Origin of the sequence: Pseudarthrobacter sp. C1 (assembly GCF_034720455.1) — a bacterium.
GTDB lineage: Bacteria > Actinomycetota > Actinomycetes > Actinomycetales > Micrococcaceae > Arthrobacter.
The window spans coordinates 19,145-36,343 of sequence record NZ_JAYESK010000018.1; the positions used below are offsets into that span (position 1 = coordinate 19,145).

Here is a 17,199-nt window from a genome sequence, read left to right on the forward strand (position 1 = left end):
TCCTTGCTATCCCTCCGGGCCGATGGTTGAGTTGATCCATGAGCAGCTCAACAGACCCAGACAACCTGCCCCCGAGGCGAGCCCGGGAGGACGCTGACCGGAACCGAAGCCATCGCGGCGATACCGCCGGCGGCGAACCCACGCGCGCCTACCAACAGGTGCCGGCAAGCGATGCAGCCCCCACCTCCGCGTACGACCGCGTGCCCGCGGAACACACAGGACCGGCCGGCGCCCATGCGGAGCGGGACTACGTCCCCACGTCCTCCGCGCCGGCTGTTGATCCGAACCTCACTGACCGGCAGACCGCCGTCGCGCGGGAAAAGGAACGGTTCGGCGGCATCAAGGTGGGCTCCGCGTTCTTCGGCTGGCTCACGGCCACCGGCATGGCCGTCCTGCTGACAGCCCTTGTGGCGGCGGCCGGAACCGCTGTTGGCCTGGCCACCAACACGGATGTCAACGAGGCAGTCAACCAGGCTGCCCGGAACCAGGGCACGGTGGGACTGGTGGGCATCATTGTCCTGCTGGTCATCCTGTTCCTGTCCTACTACTGCGGCGGCTACGTTGCAGGGCGAATGGCGCGCTTCAACGGCGCCAAGCAGGGCGTCATGGTGTGGATCTGGGCGCTGATCGTGGCAGTACTCGTTTCCATCCTTGGCCTCGTGTTCGGACAGCAGTTCAACGTCCTGGCCAACCTGAACAGCTTCCCGCGCATCCCCGTCAATGAAGGCCAGTTGACCACCACCAGCATCATTGCCGCCGTGGTGGTTGCCTTGGTGGCCCTGGTAGGTGCAGTACTGGGCGGACTCGCGGGCATGCACTTCCACCGGAAGGTGGACCGCGCCGGCTTCACGCCGGACAACGACTACGACGACGAGTAGTCAGGCCAGCATCTTCCCGTCCAGATAGAGCCACCGCCGATGTTCCCGGATGAACCTGCTGTTCTCATGCAGGACCCCGCGTTCGCCGCCGTGCCGATAGTAGGCCTTGAACTCCACGGTCCCTTCGGTATCCAGCGGCCCGCCCCGGGACGTGGAAAGGATATCCAGGCGCCGCCATTCCATCCCCGGGTCCAGTTCCAGCTCCGCCGGCGCTGTCCGGGGATGCCAGGTGCGCCGGAGGTAGTCACCGTCAAGGAGCACGAAAGCGCTGTACCGGGAGCGCATCAACTGCTCCGCGGTGGCGGCCTCCGCCGCGCCCCGGTGGAACCGCCCGCAGCACATTCCGTAGGGCTCTCCGGACAGGCACATGCAGTTTTCGTGGTCCCTGGACTCGGTCATCCAACCGATGCTGTCACATGGGTAACAGCTTTGCTACAACCAGGGAAGCAGCCGGGCACCCGGCGGCACGGCCCCGCAAAAATCCGTAAGGTGGAGAAGGAGCCGGCGCGCAGGCAGAGTGGTGCCGCCCCCGGCCCCGCTGCAGGCAGAGAGGAGAGATGACGTGGAAAATCCGGATACGCTCATCCTCAACCTGACTTTTTTGGGCACCGTGGGAGTCGCCTTCCTGATGTTCCTGGTCCTCTTCCTGCTGGGGGTCATCACCTTGGTCCTGGCAGGACTAGGCCGGCTCGCCGCCGTTTTGCTGTTGGCCCTGTTCGGCAGGGGCACCGGAAACGAATCACTCCCGCTGGTGCGCTTGACCGGGCCTGCCGGTAGCCGGCCGGGCACGGCCGACGACGCTGCTGGCGCGGCATCCGCAGCGCGCCGGCCACGCGCCGGACTGCTCGTGCGGGCCTTCCGCCGCCGGCCGGGGAAGACGCCCCGTGATTGGCGCACCGCGCTGAAACCCGCCCACGTAAAGTCGTCGCTGCGCACCGCCGTCGAACACCACCCTGCGCTGGCTGCCGCCCGCCGCGAACCGCCCGTCCTGACGGAGGACTGGGCCGCCGCCGTCGCGGATGCGGACGCCCGCGCAAAGGCGAGGGCGCGTGCAGCAAAGCCGCAAATAAAACTCTCGGTGCGCGATCTTCCTGATCCAAAAGTGCCGGCTGAAAAGGTGGCGGAAGTGGCGCCGCTGGTGGAGTCGGCGCTTGATAACAGCCGTCCTTCCCACGAGCTGCCGCGGTCCTTCAAGAAGCCGCAGGTCCCCCGCCCCCTGGCTCCGCTGGACACCGGCTCGCTGCTGTCCCTGTCCGGTCCGGCGCACATCAGCAAGGCGGCAGCGGAAACAGGCAAGGGTCCAGGAACGGGCTCCGCTTCAAAGGGTAGACAGCCCTTACCCTGAGCAACCATCTGGGCTAGCGTGAAACCCATGGAATTTAGATACCTCGGAAACAGCGGATTCAAAGTCTCGGAAATCACGTTCGGCAACTGGCTCACGCACGGCTCGCAGGTTGAAAACGACGTCGCCTCGCAGTGTGTGCGCGCCGCCCTTGACGCCGGCATCAGCACGTTCGACACCGCCGACGTCTATGCCAATACGGCTGCGGAAACCGTCCTGGGCGAAGCCCTGAAGGGCGAGCGCCGCGAATCCCTCGAGATCTTCACCAAGGTTTACGGCCCCACCGGCCCCAAGGGCAAGAATGACCTTGGCCTGTCCCGGAAGCACATCATGGAGTCCATCAACGGCTCCCTCCGGCGGCTCCAGACGGACTACGTGGACCTCTACCAGGCCCACCGCTACGACTTCGAAACCCCGCTTGAAGAGACCATGCAGGCGTTCGCGGACATCGTCCGGCAGGGCAAGGCCCTGTATATCGGCGTCAGCGAGTGGACCGCGGAGCAGCTGCGTGAAGGCCACGCCCTGTCCAAGGAACTCGGCTTCCAGCTGATCTCCAACCAGCCGCAGTATTCCATGCTGTGGCGGGTCATCGAGGCGGAGGTTGTGCCGGCGTCGGAGGAGCTGGGCGTGTCCCAGATAGTCTGGTCGCCCATGGCCCAGGGCGTCCTCAGCGGCAAATACCTTCCGGGCCGGCCCGCCCCCGAAGGCAGCCGCGCCACGGACGAGAAGGGCGGAGCCAAGATGATCGAGCGCTGGATGCGCGACGACGTCCTGGCCGGCGTCCAGGAGCTCAAGCCCATTGCCGAGGAAGCCGGGCTGTCCATGCCGCAGCTGGCGGTGGCCTGGGTGCTGCAGAACCCGAACGTTGCCTCAGCCATCGTGGGCGCCTCCCGCCCCGAGCAGATCGCGGACAGCGTGGGCGCTGCAGGCGTGAAGCTTGAACCGGAGGTCCTGAAGAAGATCGATGACGCCATCGGTTCGCTGGCCGAGCGCGATCCCGCCCAGACCAAATCCCCGGCCAAACGGGAAGCATAGGCGGCCGGTGGCTTCCGAACTCCCGGACTTAGCCGTCACGGGTTCCACCGGCGGGCTGGGCGGAATGGTGGCGCGGCAGCTTGCCGGGCTTGGTTCCGCCCAGCGCCTGCTGGTCCGCGATGCCGCCCGCGCCCCTGAACTGGACGCCGCCACGGCTGACGTGTGCAGCTATGAGGATTCGGCAGCCGCCCGGCGCGCCCTCGAGGGAGTGAAAGTCCTGTTCATGGTGTCCGCTGCGGAAACCGAGGACCGGGTGCAGCAGCATCGCGGCTTCGTGGATGCGGCTGCCGCCGCCGGCGTGGAGCATGTGGTGTACACGTCCTTTTATGGCGCGGCGCCGGATGCCGCCTTCACGCTGGCACGGGACCATTACGCCACTGAGGAGCACATCAGGGCGTCCGGTTTGGAGTTCACGTTCCTGCGGGACAACCTCTACCTTGATTTCCTGCCGCTGCTGGCCGGGGAGGACGGCGTGATCCGCGGTCCGGCCGGCAACGGGGTCTTCTCCGGGGTTGCCCGCGAGGACGTTGCCCGCTGCGCCGTTGCCGTGCTGCGCGACCCCGCCATCCACAAGGGGACCACCTACAACCTGACCGGCCCGGAGGAACTGACGTTGGCACAGGCCGCCGGGATCATTACCGAACAAACCGGGCGGACCATCACCTACCATCCGGAAACTATGGAGGAGGCGCACGCATCCCGGGCGTCCTACGGCGCCCCGCCTTGGCAGGTGGACGCATGGGTGAGCACATATACAGCCATTGCCGCCGGGGAGATGGCAGGGATTTCGCCCGATGTCCATGGCCTCACCGGGCAGGACCCGATCAGCCTGGCCGGGTTCCTGGCGCGTCCGCAGCTCTAGCCCCTGCGCTCCCGGGCGGCGCCTCTCCGTTGACGGGCGGGCGGGGCGGGCGTAGACCTGAGGCAAGGGCGCTTCCAGCCCGCCGAGCAGAATCCCAGTCAAAAGAGTCGCAGCGCCATGAAACAGACCTACACGAACCAGCAGTCTTCCGGTCCGGCCACAGCGGCGGGGCGTCCGGCGCCGCCCGCGGCCGCGCCCACCACGGGCCCGCTCACCCCGGAGGAACTCCAGCTGGGTGCGCGCAACCACTCCATGCCGCTGGAGGCGCTCCGCCGGGACATCACTCCGCCCGGGCTCCACTACGTGCTGACGCATTTCGATATCCCTGACGTCGATGCCTCCTCGTGGCACCTCCGGATCAGCGGCGCGGTTGAGATGGCCCTGGAACTGAGCATGGCGGCCCTGCGCAGGGACCCGGCCATCACGGTGCCGGTCACCTTGGAATGCGCGGGGAACGGGCGCTCCCTCCTGAATCCGCGGCCGCTTAGCCAGCCGTGGATCATGGAGGGCGTCGGCACCGCGCACTGGACCGGGGTTCCGCTCGCCTATCTCCTGGGCAAGGCGGGCGTCCTGCCGCACGCTGTCGAGGTGGTGTTCACAGGATCGGACCAGGGTGTCCAGGGCGGCGTCCCCCAGCGCTACGCGCGGAGCCTGCCGATCCATGAAGCGATGCGTCCCGACGTCGTCCTCGCGTACAAAATGAACGGCAGCGAACTGCCGCCGCAGCACGGATATCCGCTCCGGCTGGTGGTGCCCGGCTGGTACGGCATGGCCAGCGTGAAGTGGCTGGAATCCGTTGAGGTGGTCACGGTCCCCTTCCGGGGCTACCAGCAGGAGGTTGCGTACCGCTACCAGGATTCAGCGGACGACGCCGGCACTCCCGTTTCGCGGATCAGGGTGCGTTCGCTGATGGTTCCGCCGGGCATCCCGGACTTCTTCACCCGCAAGCGGCTCCTGAAGCCCGGGCCGGTGCTCCTGCAGGGCAGGGCCTGGTCCGGGAAGGGCGCGGTCACCGGCGTGGAAGTCGGGATCGACGGCACCTGGCAGCCCGCGCACCTGGAGAAGCCCGCCGGCGGATACGCGTGGCGGAAGTGGACCATGCCGTGGGTGGCGGACCCGGGCGTGCACGAGCTTTCCTGCCGCGCAACGGATGAAACCGGCGCAACCCAGCCCTTGGAGCAGAACTGGAACTACCAGGGGCTGGGCAACAACGTGGTACAGCGGGTGAGCGTGACCGTGGAGTAACCGTTTGGCCGGCCTGGCCTCTGCGCCATGGAGCCGGGGCTATACTCGGTGCCAGCCATGACCAGCCTTCCTTCCTCCCCTGCCAGTGTCCGCATTGATGCGTGGCTGTGGGCCATCCGCGCCTACAAGACCCGCTCTGCCGCCACCGCCGCCTGCCGCGCCGGCCATGTCCGCCTGAACGGCAGCCCGGCCAAGGCGTCCGCGACGCTGGTCACGGGCGACACCGTGACGGTGCGGATGTCCGGCTACGAACGCATCCTTGAAGTGCGCCGGCTGATTGCCAAGCGTGTTGGTGCCGAGGCGGCCTCCCACTGTTTCACCGACCACACGCCGCCGCGACCGGTTGCCCCGGCACTTGGCCTGCCACAGCGCGACCGGGGTGCGGGCAGGCCCACAAAGAAGGACCGCCGCGAGATGGAACGGCTCCGCGGTTCCGCATGAGCGACCTTGTCCTGGAGAACGTGCGGATACCGGGGGACGACGCTCCCGTCAGCGTGCATATCAGCCGCGGCCGCGTGAGCCGGATCGGGGCTGCTGCGGAATTCCCCTCCGCCGCCCCCGTGATTGATGCGGAAGGGCGCCACCTGATTCCGGGGCTGTGGGATGAGCACGTCCACATGACCCAGTGGGCGCTGCACGCCAACCGTATTGACCTCTCGGCTGCCGGAACCGCCCGGGAAGCTGCCGCCGTCGTCCGTTCCTTCTTGTCCGGAGCCGACCCGTCGGTGACCGCCGTCGGCGTCGGCTTCCGGGACGCGCTGTGGCCGGACGAGCCCTCCCTGGCACTGCTGGATTCCGCCACCGGCAGCCAGCCGACGGCGCTGATCAGCCACGACCTGCACAGCGTATGGCTCAACTCGGCCGCGGCCAGCCGGTATGGAGTGCGGGTTGAGGCTTCTGGTTTGCTGCGCGAGGAGCCCGCATTTGCCCTGACCCGGGAACTGGGGCGGCTGCCGGACACGGTCCTGGATGGCTGGGTCCGTGACGCCGCCCGGGCGGCTGCTGCCCGCGGCGTGGTGGGCGTGGTGGATTTTGAGATGACGTGGAACCGGGACCCGTGGCTGCGGCGCATCGCCGGCGGGTTTGACGCTCTGCGGGTGGAGGCCGGTGTCTATCCGGCAGACCTTGAGCGTGCCGTGGCCGAAGGCATGCGGACGGGGCAGGAGGTCGACGGCGGCGGCGGGTTGCTGAGGGTGGGACCGCTTAAGGTACTCATTGACGGTTCCCTTAATACCCGGACTGCCTTTTGCGTGGATCCTTACCCTTTCGGCGGGTGCGGGCTGCTGACAGTGAGTGCTGGCGAGCTGGCGGCGTTGCTGGGGCGGGCGCGGGACACGGGGTTTGTTCCCGCCGTCCACGCCATCGGGGATGCGGCCAACCAGGTGGCCCTTGATGCTTTTGAAAGTGCAGGTGTTGGCGGCCGGATCGAGCACGCCCAGTTCGTCCGCCGGGAGGACTTTGCGCGTTTCGGGCCGCTGGGGGTGGCGGCCAGCGTCCAGCCGGTCCACGCACTGGATGACCGGGACGCCGCGGATTCCAACTGGGCCGGGCGGACGGACCGCGCCTTTCCGCTGCGGTCACTGCTCGATGCCGGGGCTTCGCTGCTGCTGGGTTCGGATGCACCGGTGGCGCCGCTCGAACCGTGGTTGGCGATGTCCGCCGCTGTCCTGCGGGCACGCAGCGACGGGCGCGGGCCCTGGCATCCGCAGGAAGCCATCACGCGGGAGGAGGCCCTCCTGGCTTCCGCCCGGGGCCGCTCGCGTGTGTGTGTTGGCGACGCCGCTGACCTGGTGCTCCTGGACGGGGATCCGCTGACTGTGCCGGACGGGGAGTTCGCCGCGATGCCGGTGGCGGCCACGATGCTTGCCGGACGTTTTACCTACGACGGCGGATTGGCTTAGTTCCGGGTCCTTCTAACCTTTGGCGCGGGCCCTCACGAGGTTTGCGAAGGGCAACCTGCCGTACACGTCAACAAAGGCTGAGTGATAGTCCGCCTCGGCCGTGGTGAGCTGCTCCGCGGGGAGTTCCTTCCAGGCGATGACCAGCTTTTCGGCGTCTGCGAGCTGCCAGACCAGGCGGCCGTCCCAGTGCCCCGGCGGCTTGCCCTGCCCGAAGTCCAGGAACTCCTGGATTTGCCGCCTGAGGCCGCGGTTGCCTTTACTGCCGGGGCCGGCTTTGCCCAGGTAAAGAGCCGCGGCGGTGTCCACCCATTCGGCGGCCAGGGCTGCTTCGGGGAGCGACGGGTCCTTCTTCTTGAAGACGCCGGCGGTGCTTTTCTGGAGGAAGCGGGGTTGGAACCCTTCCGGTGCCAGCACGGCGAAGAGCCCGGTTCCCTGGGGGATCCGCATGGCATCGAGCGCGCCGATTGGCCGGAAGCCGGCGAAGCCCTCCGCTTTCAGGCCCTTCTTGGTGAACTCCATACCCTCATTCAACAGCACGGCCTGTGCCCGTACGGCTTGCGGGGCTTGCCTTGGTTATCCACATACGCGCCGGCGGACCGGATTTTGGCACACCCTGCTGGAAGACTTTGTCTATGGAAGCGGCGACGACAGCGGCAACGGGCCTGGCGGCGAAAGTAGGGCTGGAGGCAGCTGCGGGGCTGGAGGCAGCTGCGGGGCTGGAGGCGGGTGCGGGGCTGGAGGCGGGTGGCCTTGCCGGGCCTTGTGTTGCCGATGCCTTTCGCGCGTTGGCTGCCGTCCGTCCCGCCGTTGACGGCCCGGGCATGATCGACCAGCTCCGCGGGCTCGAGGACCTGAAATCAGCGGCTGCCGCGAAGCAGGCCGAAATCGCCGCGGCCTATGACCTTGAAGCGCGCCGCGAGCAGGCAGCGGCCGGTGTCCCGGCCGCTGAACAGGGTGCGGGGGTGGGGGCGGAAATTTCTTTGGCGCGGCGGGAGTCCCCGGCCCGCGGGGCCAGGCTCCTGGGCCTGGCGAAGGCCCTGGCCACCGAGATGCCCCGCACCCTGGCCGCGCTGCGGTCCGGGCAGCTGAACGAATGGCGCGCCACCCTCATCGTGAAGGAAACGGCCTGCCTGTCCGCCGCAGACCGGTGCGCCGTGGACGAGGAGATCGCCGCGGTCCCCGGCGCCCTGGTCGGCGCCGGGGACCGGGCCATCACCGCCGCCGTCCGCGCCGCCGCGTACCGGCGCGACCCCCACTCGGTGGCTAAACGCGCTTCCCGTGCCGTCACGGACCGCTGCGTCAGCCTGCGGCCGGCGCCTGACACCATGACCTACCTGACCGCACTCCTCCCGGTCAGCCAGGGCGTCGCCGCCTACGCGGCCCTGACCGGCCACGCGGACACGGTGAAGTCCGCTGGGGATGACCGGTCCCGGGGCGCGATCATGGCCGATGAACTCGTTGAACGCGTCACCGGCACCCCGGCCGGGATCAGCGGCATCGAAGTCCAGCTCGTCATGACCGACCGCACCCTCCTCCAGGGCGACAGCGAACCCGCCCGCCTCACCGGCTACGGCACCGTCCCCGCCCACTGGGCCCGGAAAACCGTCCTCGGCGCGGCGGCAGGCTCGAAGTTAGCGGGCCTTGGAGCGGCTGGTCCAAGATTCACGGGTGCCGGATCTCTGGCTTCAGGATCAGCACGCCTGGCAACCAAGTCTGCCAGCGGCGCGGACGATGCCCAATATCAGGTCTGGCTCCGCCGGCTCTACACCACCCCCGGCGCCGGGGACCTCCTGGCCATGGACTCCAAAGCCCGGCTCTTCCCGCCCGGGATCCGCCGCTTCCTCCAGATCCGCGACAACACCTGCCGCACCCCCTACTGCGACGCCCCGATCCGCCACCACGACCACATCATCCCCTGGCACCAGGACGGACCCACCACCAGCACCAACGGCCAAGGCCTCTGCGAAACCTGCAACCACACCAAGGAAACACCCGGCTGGACCGCCACACCAATCACCAAACCTGGACAGCGTCACACAGTGGAACTCCAAACCCCCACCGGCCACACCTACCACTCCACAGCGCCGCCGCTGCCGGGCACCGCCCCGGCTAATACACCCCCTACTGACACAGCACTGGCCCACACCGCAACAGTTGGCACGCAAGTGAGCGCGGGGCCGGCATCCGGGCCGGCACTTGACGGGCTGCCGTGGCGCCATCGCCGAAAACGCCGCCGACGGGCCAAAGCAGCCAAGCGCGCCCGCCACAGGCAATCCCTGACGGCGTGAGGACATAGCACGCTAAGGATCACCGGAAATGCCTTCTTTAGCGTGCTCCGCGCACAAGGGAGAGAGAACTTCCCCTGCCCACCCTTCAGCCCGGAAGCGTAGAGTGGCCTAAGACGCCTGATTCTGGACGCCTTGCTGCTGAGGGAGAAATCGTGACGATTGATTGGGACGAGAAAAAGGCCCTGCTACAGGAACCGAACATTGCCAAGGTCACGCAGCTGTGCGATGAACTGATGGAAAAGAAGCCAGGGTCTGTCGTCCCCTATATCGACCCTGTGCATGACGAGGATGAGTGCCGGATTGTCAGCCTGCAGGTCAGCCCCGGGAAGGGCACCGAGTCCGGCTTCGTCTCGCATTACAACGACGACGAGGCCGCCCGCCGCGCCACCCAGATCTATGAACTGGCGGAACTCGATCCCCGCTATGTGATGCCGTGGAACGCCTATCCCTGGGTCCGCGACCCGGACATGCCCTCCGCCCTGAATGTGCAGGAGAAAACGGACGGTCTGCGCCCGTTCCGGCAGTTCCTGAAGATCAACTCCCGGGTCTCGGCAATCATCGCCCACGGTACCGATGCCTCGACCTTCCTCACACTCTTCGAGAAGACCTACCACCAGTCCCTGAAAAACAGCGGCATCAAGATATACAAGGCCACCGCCTTGGGAGGACGGGCCTTCGCCGTTTCCGAAACGAAACAGGAAGAGCTCCTGGCCAAGAACGTGGATGTTTACAAGGACGCCATGCAACGGGCCGGGATCCAGCACCTCTAGCCTGGCAGGTCCAGAGAGTCCTCGCCGACGCTCGCCATGAATGATTCAGGACCTGACCCGACCAGGCCTCCCAGCGTGAAGAACACCACCGGCAACGCCGGCAGCCGGAGGGTGGCGGGACCGCCGCTGACGGCCTTCCGCTTCATCCTGGTCTTCGGCGTTGTCAGCGCTCTGATGGACATGGTCTACGAAGGTGCCAGGAGCGTCACCGGCCCCTTCCTGGGCGCGCTTGGCGCCTCGGCCCTCCTGATCAGTGTCATCACGGGCGCCGGTGAGGCAGTCGCCCTGGTTCTACGCCCGGTCTTCGGACGCTTGGCGGACCGGCCCCGGCTAAGGTGGGCATTGGCGCTCACGGGCTACGGACTCACCGCGCTCTCGGTGCCCCTTCTGGGGATCACCAGCGCTTTGTGGATTGCCTGCCTGCTCGTCCTGATGGAGCGCCTGGGCAAAGCCGTGCGGAGCCCGGCGAAGGACACCATGCTCGCGGAAGCCGGCACCCGGCTTGGCCGCGGCAAGACCTTTGCTTTCCACGAAGCCCTCGACCAGGCGGGAGCCTTCCTCGGCCCGCTCCTGATCGGTGTGGCCTTCTCGCTCTCCGGCAGCTACGGCCCGGGGTTCCTCCTGCTTGCTCTTCCCGGAGTGGCGGCAATGCTGCTCCTCTTCTGGCTCAGTAAACGCGTCCCTGACCCGTCCCTCTATGAACAACACCAGCCCCCCGACGGCTCCGTCAGCTACTCGGGATCAGCCACCCCGGGTCCGGCAGTGGCGACTCCCCAGGCGTCGTCCAGGATTCCCCGGCAATTCTGGATGTACGCAGCATTCAGCAGCCTGACTATGTTCGGCTATGCAACGTTCGGGCTCCTGTCATTCCACCTCGTAGCCACCGGGCTCCTGCCGCCTGCCCTGGTGCCTGTCCTCTATGCGGTAGCCATGGCGGTCGATGCCGTGGCAGCTCTGGCATCCGGCTGGCTCTACGACAAAATCGGCTTGAAGGTCCTCCTCGCCCTCCCACTTCTCGCAGCGGCCATCCCGTGGTTCGGGTTCAGCAACCACACCGCACTGGCAGTCGCGGGTGTGCTGATGTGGGGAGCCGCCATGGGCGTTCAGGAAAGCACCATGCGTGCAGCCGTCTCCGAACTGGCACCTACAGGACGGCGTGGCAGTGCCTACGGTATCTTCACCGCCTGCTACGGCATCGCATGGCTGGCCGGGAGCGTCCTCATCGGACTTCTGTACGAACGGTCAATATTCGCCCTCGCCGTTACCCTGACCGTCATCCAGGCCGCGGCCCTGGCCGTCTTCGTCATTGTCCGGCCCCACCATGCCTCCCGCTCCTGAGATCCCCAGGCCCCGCGCCACATATGGTCAGCCCGCAGCGCGGATCAGCCTTCCAGCAGTCTTCTCCGGTGCTTCAACTCCTTGACCCACGTCCTGGTGACGAGGTCCGGGAACGGCGAGCCGCCGTCGTCGTTATTCTTCTGTCCGGCCCCGTCCAGGCCGCGGAAAGCCGTCCCGGATTCCAGGTCCGCCAAAAGCGGTGCTGACGCCCTTAAGGCAATCTCCAGCACTTGGGCAGCCGTCCGCCCGGTGAGTCCGAGCTCCGTCGCCCAGCCCAGGAAGTGGCGGCGGGAAATCCCGGTCCGTTTGCCATTCATGGCCAGCGCCAGAGTCTTATCGCCGTAGACCACTGTGGAGGGGATGTCATAGACGGGCGCGATGGTCCACTCGCCGGAAGGCAGCTGGACCATTGAGACGTTCTTGGCATGCAGGTCACCGTTTCCCGTCAGCCACGCGTAGGCGCCCTGGATGGCAAGGTTCCTGAGGGCCGGAAGAGGCGCCGTGCAGTGGTCCGCGAGCGCACGGCAGACCTGCGAATAGCTGACGTTGTACTTGTCCGCCGGATAGAGCTTCAGCACCTGCGCACCGTCCTCGACGGCCAGTCGCCGCACCCCATCCGATCCGCCGCCGGGCACGGGAACGCGGTCGAAGCGCTCCACCAGCAGCCCCGGGCGGCCCGCAACATCATGCATCAGCCGGACGCGGCTCAGCGGAATCCTCAGCTTGGCCGCGTAACGAAACATCACCAGCTCGTTCTCCACCACATGCGGGAACTCGGGGGCGTTGAGTTTGAGGATGAACTGGCGACCGGCGCCGGCCACCGGCACCGAGATCATTCCGGCCGACAGCTTGTCCTGCACCCCGGCCAGGGCCACCGGGTCGATCAGATCGGGGTCGCCCAGCAGCTGGTCGAAATCCACGGCTTGTTTTGGATCAACCCGGACCGCGTGGTCATCCGGATCCAGCGGCTCCCCGTGGCCCACGATTTGCACATCACCCACAGGATTGGCGCCGGCCGCGATAAGCAGGGAGAGATCGTCATCAGCGCTGGTCTTGATGGACCGCCGCAGCGCATTAAGGCGCCGGCCCTCGGGCAGCAGGCCGGTGAAGTAGGGCGGGGCGGCCCCTGCCGCGGACAGCACCGGTTCGCTGGTGAGCGGCAGGGAAGTCGCGACGGCGGGTCCCCCGGTTTGGAGGTAGGCGGGCAGGTAGCTGAACCGCGTGCCGCCGTCGTGCCGTTCGAGCCGGGCAGCGAGCACGCCGGCCTTGTAGATGTCCGCGATGCGGTGCCTCACTGCTCGGCGCTGCTCTCCGGACCGGCGACCGCACGTGCGGCTTGGCTGGTGCGCGTGGCGATCTGCAGCTCCAGCCCAAGGGTTTCGAGGAGCACAACGAGGGAATCCAGCTGGACGCTTGGCTTGCCCTGCTCCACGAAGCGCACGAAACGCTCGGAGACGCCTGCCATGTCGGCGAGGTCCTGCTGCGTCAGGCGGAGGAACGTGCGCCGGGCGCGCACCTCGGCGGCGAGCTGCTCGGAAAAGGAACGCGTGGGAAGCCTCCTCAGGTACGAACGTGCCGGTTGGTCGTCACCAGAAGCCTACTCCGGCCAGAGGGCACCCGTACACAGCATTTCCGGTACGAGCGTGCCGATCCCACCCCTAGGATAGACGAGCGCTAGAAGAGCGGTGCGGTGTTCTTCTCCACGAGGGCGGGATTGCCTACCGATTCCCGCTTCTTCCTGAGGAATCCGGCCCGCTGGTACCGCTGCGCCATGATGAACCCGGCGGGCGTGCCCTGCTCGTAGGACTCAACGAAGACGGCCTCCTGCCGCCCCTCCGACGTTGTCATGAAACCGTCCCAGGCAAGGGCGACGCGATCTGGCAGCGGTTCCTGCAAAACCGACTTCCGGGCGGCCGCAACGCCTGCCTCAAGCTGGCCATCCACAAGATAACGCTGCAGGCTGCGCTGTCCCCCATGCTCCCGGATGACAAACGGGACCAGGTCCGTGCCGGACGAGACCACCGAATCAATGGCGTGATCCAAGGCCATGAACGCAAGGTTGACGAGTTCCTCTGAGTATTCGTCCATAGCAGGAGGCTAACGGGCCGGGCAGAGGAAAAGAATAGCGACGGCGGCCCTACGTTGACACGCGCTGTGACCCCTGCCATATTTAAAGCGTGAACCTGTCAGACAGCCGGACAGCAGGACAGCCTGCACCCCTTGCGCGGCTCAGCGCTGCCGAAGCGGTGTTCAACGCGATCCGGCAGGACATCGAGTCCGGCCTGGTTCCGGTGGGCAGCAAGCTCAGTTCCGAGGCCAGCCTCTCGCAGCAGTACGGGGTAAGCCGCTCGGTCATCCGCGAAGCCCTGCGCTCCTGCACCGCGCTGGGCCTGACTGTCACCAAGACCGGGAAGGGGACGTTCGTCGTTGCGGACAAGGTGGCCAACGACCTCATGCTCGGCCAGTACTCCGCCCGCGACCTGACCGAAGCCAGGCCGCACATCGAAGTCCCTGCCGCCGGGCTGGCCGCCGAACGGCGCACCGAGGAGGAGCTGGAAACCCTCCGCCACCTGGTGGCCGCCATGGCCACCGAGACAGATCCGGAATCCTGGGTTGCCCTGGACTCCACCTTCCATGCGGCCATCGCCGGCGCCAGCGGAAACAAGGTGTTCGCAAGCGTGGTGGCGGACATCCGCGGAGCCCTGGCGCATCAGTCCGAAACCTTGAACATGGTGGCAGACAGGCAGCACGCCTCCGACGTGGAACACCAGGAGATCCTCGCCGCCATAGAGGCCGGCTCCCCGGAAGCGGCGCGCAAGGCAATGGCCTACCACCTCCACGCCGTGGGCCAGGCCCTCGACTCCATCCTCAACAACTAGCCACAACCAAGTACCCCACCCAAGGAATCCATGCCCTCCCCTGTGCTTTCTGCTGCCCGCAACGCTGCTGCGCTGCTTCCGCAGCACGCTCCCCTGGTCACCGCCACCCGTGATGGACTGGTGGAAAGCATCCACTACGGATCGGCCATCGCCCTCGAAGCGGACGGCACTATGGCAGCGGCGGCAGGCGCACCCTCGGCGCCGTTCTACCCCCGGTCCTCCCTCAAGCCGCTCCAGGCCGTCGCCATGGTCCGCGCCGGACTCGAGCTCCCGGCAGACCTCCTGGCCCTGGCCGCCGCGAGCCACTCGGGCGGCGCAATGCACCGCCAGGGAGCGCTGCGGATCCTCGAACAGCACGGGCTCAGTGTCAGCGACTTCGGCAACAGCAGGGATCTCCCCTACGGCGCAAGCGAGCGCGAAGAATGGCTGCGCACCGGGGGCCGTTCCACGCAGCTCACCCAGAACTGCTCCGGCAAGCACGCTGCCATGGCAGCCACGTGCGTCATCAACGGCTGGCCCGTCGAGGGTTACCTGGATCCGTCGCACCCGCTGCAGCGGCTGGTTGCGGAGACCGTTACCGAACTGGCAGGGGAGGAGCCGCTCGGCCTCAGCACCGACGGCTGCGGAACACCGCTGTTTGCCCTGACCTTGTCCGGCATGGCCCGCGCCTTCGGGCTGATTGCCCGCGCCGCCGCGGAGGACGACGCCGGCGTTGGTGCACACGGTGCCGAAGCCGCCGTCGGCCTCGCCATGCAGCAGCACCCGGAGATGGTGGCCGGCGAAGGCCGCGACGTCACCGAACTGATGCGCCTCCTTCCGGGCGCGGTGGCGAAGGACGGCTTTGAAGGCGTCCAGCTGGTGGGCCTGGCGGATGGCCGGTCAGTGGGCGTGAAGATTTCCGACGGCGGCGACCGCGCCCGGATGCCGGCCACCGTCAAGCTGCTGGAGGCACTGGGCGTGGACACCGCTCCGCTGGCTGCCCTCGCAACCGCCCCGGTCCTCGGCGGAGGCCGCCAGGTGGGCCTGCTGCAGGCCACCGGCTTCCTCTCCGAACCTTTCCTGTCCACACCCGTCAACGAAGCCCCGTAAGGACACATGACCACCGTCGAGACAACCGCCCCAGCACCGAGCCGCTCAGAACACGACCTGCTCGGCGACCGCGACATCCCCGCCCACGCCTATTGGGGCGTCCACACGCTCCGGGCCGTGGAAAACTTCCCCATCACCGGCCAAAAGCTCTCGTCCAACATGCACTTGGTCCGCGGACTGGCAGCGGTCAAGCTGGCCGCCGCCCGCACCAACCGCGAACTTGGCCTGCTGGACGCCGAACGCGCGGACGCCATCGAGCAGGCCTGCCAGGATGTCCTGGACGGACAGCTGGCCGACCAGTTCGTGGTGGACGTCATCCAGGGAGGTGCCGGGACGTCGTCGAACATGAACGCCAACGAGGTCATCGCCAACCGCGCCCTCGAAATCCTGGGCCACCCCAAGGGCGACTACGCCCGCCTCCACCCCAATGACCACGTCAACCTCAGCCAGTCCACCAACGACGTGTACCCCACGGCGGTCAAGCTGGGCACCATTTTCGCTGCGCGGGAACTGCTGGACGCGCTGGCGGAACTGGAAGAGGCCTGCGCCTCGAAGGCCCTGGAATTCCGCACCGTGGTCAAGATGGGCCGCACCCAGCTGCAGGACGCGGTCCCCATGACCCTGGGCCAGGAATTCGGCAGCTACGCCATCACCATCGGCGAAGACCGGCTGCGCCTCGCCGAGGCCGAACTGCTAATCCACGAGATCAACCTTGGCGCCACCGCCATCGGCACCGGCCTGAATGCCCCCGCCGGCTATGCGGCAGCAGCATGCCGCCACCTGGCGGAAGTCACCGGCCTGCCGCTGGTGACCGCACCGGACCTGATCGAAGCCACCCAGGACGTGGGCGCCTTCGTCCACCTGTCCGGTGTACTCAAGCGCGTGGCCGTGAAGCTGTCCAAGATCTGCAACGACCTCCGCCTGCTCTCCTCCGGCCCCCGCGCCGGATTCGGCGAAATCAACCTCCCGGCCGTCCAGTCCGGCTCCTCCATCATGCCCGGCAAGATCAACCCGGTGATCCCGGAAGTGGTCAGCCAGGTGGCCTACGAAGTCATCGGAAATGACGTCACCATCACCATGGCCGCCGAAGCCGGGCAGCTCCAGCTCAACGCCTTCGAACCCATCATCGTCCACAGCCTCCACAAGAGCATCTCCCACCTGGAAGCCGCGTGCCGCACCCTTACGGCCCGCTGCATCCGGGGCATCACCGCCAACACCGAACACCTCCGCCGCACGGTGGAACAGTCCATCGGCCTGGTCACGGCCCTCAATCCCCACCTGGGCTACGCCACCGCCACCGCCATCGCCAAGGAAGCCCTCGCAACAGGCAAGGGCGTAGCCGAACTGGTCCTGGAACACGGCCTCCTCACGGACGCGCAGCTCCAGGAGCTCCTCAGCCCCGAACGCCTCGCCAACCTCAGCAAGTAGCCATTAAGGACACCCCATGACGAATCCCCCCATCCCAGACCACATCATTGACGGCGGGCACGCCCATGCCTCCGAGACCGCCCTGCATGCCGAGGACAAGGGCTACCACAAGAACCTCAAGCCCCGGCAGATCCAGATGATCGC

General features: G+C 67.3%; 18 protein-coding genes. 13 read left to right on the forward strand and 5 right to left on the reverse strand.

Annotated elements, in window-relative coordinates:
• The first annotated feature begins 38 nt into the window (after positions 1 to 38).
• Positions 39 to 878, forward strand: a complete 840-nt coding sequence (locus U7114_RS19075; RefSeq protein ID WP_321214718.1) for a YrzE family protein — start codon at positions 39 to 41, stop codon at positions 876 to 878.
• On the opposite strand, the gene U7114_RS19080 is transcribed toward U7114_RS19075, so the two are convergent.
• Positions 879 to 1,277 (reverse strand): YchJ family protein, encoded by a 399-nt coding sequence (locus U7114_RS19080; protein WP_323058233.1) that lies wholly within the window; start codon positions 1,275 to 1,277, stop codon positions 879 to 881.
• A 163-nt stretch (positions 1,278 to 1,440) separates the two neighbouring features.
• Here U7114_RS19080 and U7114_RS19085 point away from each other — a divergent pair, with 163 nt between their 5' ends.
• From U7114_RS19085 to U7114_RS19110, 6 genes are all read left to right on the forward strand, one after another.
• Positions 1,441 to 2,223, forward strand: a complete 783-nt coding sequence (locus tag U7114_RS19085) for a hypothetical protein (RefSeq protein WP_323058234.1) — start codon at positions 1,441 to 1,443, stop codon at positions 2,221 to 2,223.
• Between the two features lie 27 nt (positions 2,224 to 2,250).
• The gene (locus U7114_RS19090; protein WP_157240392.1) at positions 2,251 to 3,255 is read left to right on the forward strand and encodes an aldo/keto reductase family protein; all 1,005 of its coding nucleotides are present in this window, start codon (positions 2,251 to 2,253) and stop codon (positions 3,253 to 3,255) included.
• 7 nt (positions 3,256 to 3,262) lie between these two features.
• Positions 3,263 to 4,117, forward strand: coding sequence for an SDR family oxidoreductase (locus U7114_RS19095; RefSeq protein WP_323058235.1), 855 nt, complete (start codon positions 3,263 to 3,265; stop codon positions 4,115 to 4,117).
• Positions 4,118 to 4,234: 117 nt separating this feature from the next.
• On the forward strand, positions 4,235 to 5,362 hold the full coding sequence (locus U7114_RS19100; protein WP_323058236.1) for a sulfite oxidase: 1,128 nt from the start codon (positions 4,235 to 4,237) through the stop codon (positions 5,360 to 5,362).
• Between the two features lie 57 nt (positions 5,363 to 5,419).
• Complete coding sequence (locus U7114_RS19105) at positions 5,420 to 5,803, forward strand: RNA-binding S4 domain-containing protein (protein WP_157240388.1); 384 nt, start codon at positions 5,420 to 5,422, stop codon at positions 5,801 to 5,803.
• Entirely contained in the window at positions 5,800 to 7,263 is a 1,464-nt protein-coding gene (locus tag U7114_RS19110) for an amidohydrolase (RefSeq protein WP_323058237.1), read from the forward strand. Before U7114_RS19105 ends, U7114_RS19110 begins: the two co-directional genes overlap by 4 nt.
• A 12-nt stretch (positions 7,264 to 7,275) precedes the next feature.
• On the opposite strand, the gene U7114_RS19115 is transcribed toward U7114_RS19110, so the two are convergent.
• Complete coding sequence (locus tag U7114_RS19115; protein ID WP_323058238.1) at positions 7,276 to 7,782, reverse strand: hypothetical protein; 507 nt, start codon at positions 7,780 to 7,782, stop codon at positions 7,276 to 7,278.
• A gap of 113 nt (positions 7,783 to 7,895) precedes the next feature.
• Between U7114_RS19115 and U7114_RS19120 the strand changes: the two genes are divergently transcribed.
• The 3 genes from U7114_RS19120 to U7114_RS19130 all read left to right on the forward strand — a co-directional run bounded on the left by U7114_RS19120 (position 7,896) and on the right by U7114_RS19130 (position 11,659).
• Positions 7,896 to 9,551 (forward strand): HNH endonuclease, encoded by a 1,656-nt coding sequence (locus U7114_RS19120; protein ID WP_416235571.1) that lies wholly within the window; start codon positions 7,896 to 7,898, stop codon positions 9,549 to 9,551.
• Positions 9,552 to 9,703: 152 nt separating this feature from the next.
• The gene (locus U7114_RS19125; protein ID WP_323058239.1) at positions 9,704 to 10,321 is read left to right on the forward strand and encodes a uracil-DNA glycosylase; all 618 of its coding nucleotides are present in this window, start codon (positions 9,704 to 9,706) and stop codon (positions 10,319 to 10,321) included.
• Between the two features lie 75 nt (positions 10,322 to 10,396).
• Complete coding sequence (locus U7114_RS19130; protein ID WP_323058240.1) at positions 10,397 to 11,659, forward strand: MFS transporter; 1,263 nt, start codon at positions 10,397 to 10,399, stop codon at positions 11,657 to 11,659.
• A gap of 44 nt (positions 11,660 to 11,703) precedes the next feature.
• Here the strand turns inward: U7114_RS19130 and U7114_RS19135 are convergent, their stop codons facing one another.
• From U7114_RS19135 to U7114_RS19145, 3 genes are all read right to left on the reverse strand, one after another.
• Positions 11,704 to 12,954, reverse strand: coding sequence for a type II toxin-antitoxin system HipA family toxin (locus U7114_RS19135; protein WP_323058241.1), 1,251 nt, complete (start codon positions 12,952 to 12,954; stop codon positions 11,704 to 11,706).
• Positions 12,951 to 13,223 carry a helix-turn-helix transcriptional regulator gene (locus tag U7114_RS19140; RefSeq protein ID WP_323058247.1) on the reverse strand — a complete coding sequence of 91 codons (273 nt, stop codon included), beginning with the start codon at positions 13,221 to 13,223 and terminating at the stop codon, positions 12,951 to 12,953. The genes U7114_RS19135 and U7114_RS19140 overlap by 4 nt, the downstream gene beginning before the upstream one ends.
• Before the next feature lie 110 nt (positions 13,224 to 13,333).
• Positions 13,334 to 13,747, reverse strand: a complete 414-nt coding sequence (locus U7114_RS19145) for a hypothetical protein (RefSeq protein ID WP_323058242.1) — start codon at positions 13,745 to 13,747, stop codon at positions 13,334 to 13,336.
• Between the two features lie 89 nt (positions 13,748 to 13,836).
• Between U7114_RS19145 and U7114_RS19150 the strand changes: the two genes are divergently transcribed.
• The 3 genes from U7114_RS19150 to U7114_RS19160 are packed head-to-tail and all read left to right on the forward strand — an operon-like array spanning position 13,837 to position 17,055.
• Positions 13,837 to 14,538 (forward strand): FadR/GntR family transcriptional regulator, encoded by a 702-nt coding sequence (locus U7114_RS19150; protein WP_321214728.1) that lies wholly within the window; start codon positions 13,837 to 13,839, stop codon positions 14,536 to 14,538.
• Between the two features lie 30 nt (positions 14,539 to 14,568).
• A complete protein-coding gene (locus tag U7114_RS19155; protein ID WP_323058243.1) occupies positions 14,569 to 15,627 on the forward strand; it encodes an asparaginase in 1,059 nt (352 codons plus the stop codon).
• Positions 15,628 to 15,633: 6 nt separating this feature from the next.
• On the forward strand, positions 15,634 to 17,055 hold the full coding sequence (locus tag U7114_RS19160) for an aspartate ammonia-lyase (protein WP_323058244.1): 1,422 nt from the start codon (positions 15,634 to 15,636) through the stop codon (positions 17,053 to 17,055).
• Positions 17,056 to 17,199: the final 144 nt, after the last annotated feature.

What these genes read in the sequence shown, in the direction of transcription:
- U7114_RS19120 (WP_416235571.1), top strand. Translation starts at nt 7,896, where the DNA reads ATGGAAGCGGCGACGACAGCGGCAACGGGCCTGGCGGCGAAAGTAGGG.
- U7114_RS19100 (WP_323058236.1), top strand. Translation starts at nt 4,235, where the DNA reads ATGAAACAGACCTACACGAACCAGCAGTCTTCCGGTCCGGCCACAGCG.
- U7114_RS19105 (WP_157240388.1), top strand. Translation starts at nt 5,420, where the DNA reads ATGACCAGCCTTCCTTCCTCCCCTGCCAGTGTCCGCATTGATGCGTGG.
- U7114_RS19155 (WP_323058243.1), top strand. Translation starts at nt 14,569, where the DNA reads ATGCCCTCCCCTGTGCTTTCTGCTGCCCGCAACGCTGCTGCGCTGCTT.
- U7114_RS19115 (WP_323058238.1), bottom strand. Translation starts at nt 7,782, where the DNA reads ATGGAGTTCACCAAGAAGGGCCTGAAAGCGGAGGGCTTCGCCGGCTTC.
- U7114_RS19080 (WP_323058233.1), bottom strand. Translation starts at nt 1,277, where the DNA reads ATGACCGAGTCCAGGGACCACGAAAACTGCATGTGCCTGTCCGGAGAG.
- U7114_RS19075 (WP_321214718.1), top strand. Translation starts at nt 39, where the DNA reads ATGAGCAGCTCAACAGACCCAGACAACCTGCCCCCGAGGCGAGCCCGG.
- U7114_RS19160 (WP_323058244.1), top strand. Translation starts at nt 15,634, where the DNA reads ATGACCACCGTCGAGACAACCGCCCCAGCACCGAGCCGCTCAGAACAC.
- U7114_RS19110 (WP_323058237.1), top strand. Translation starts at nt 5,800, where the DNA reads ATGAGCGACCTTGTCCTGGAGAACGTGCGGATACCGGGGGACGACGCT.
- U7114_RS19145 (WP_323058242.1), bottom strand. Translation starts at nt 13,747, where the DNA reads ATGGACGAATACTCAGAGGAACTCGTCAACCTTGCGTTCATGGCCTTG.
- U7114_RS19090 (WP_157240392.1), top strand. Translation starts at nt 2,251, where the DNA reads ATGGAATTTAGATACCTCGGAAACAGCGGATTCAAAGTCTCGGAAATC.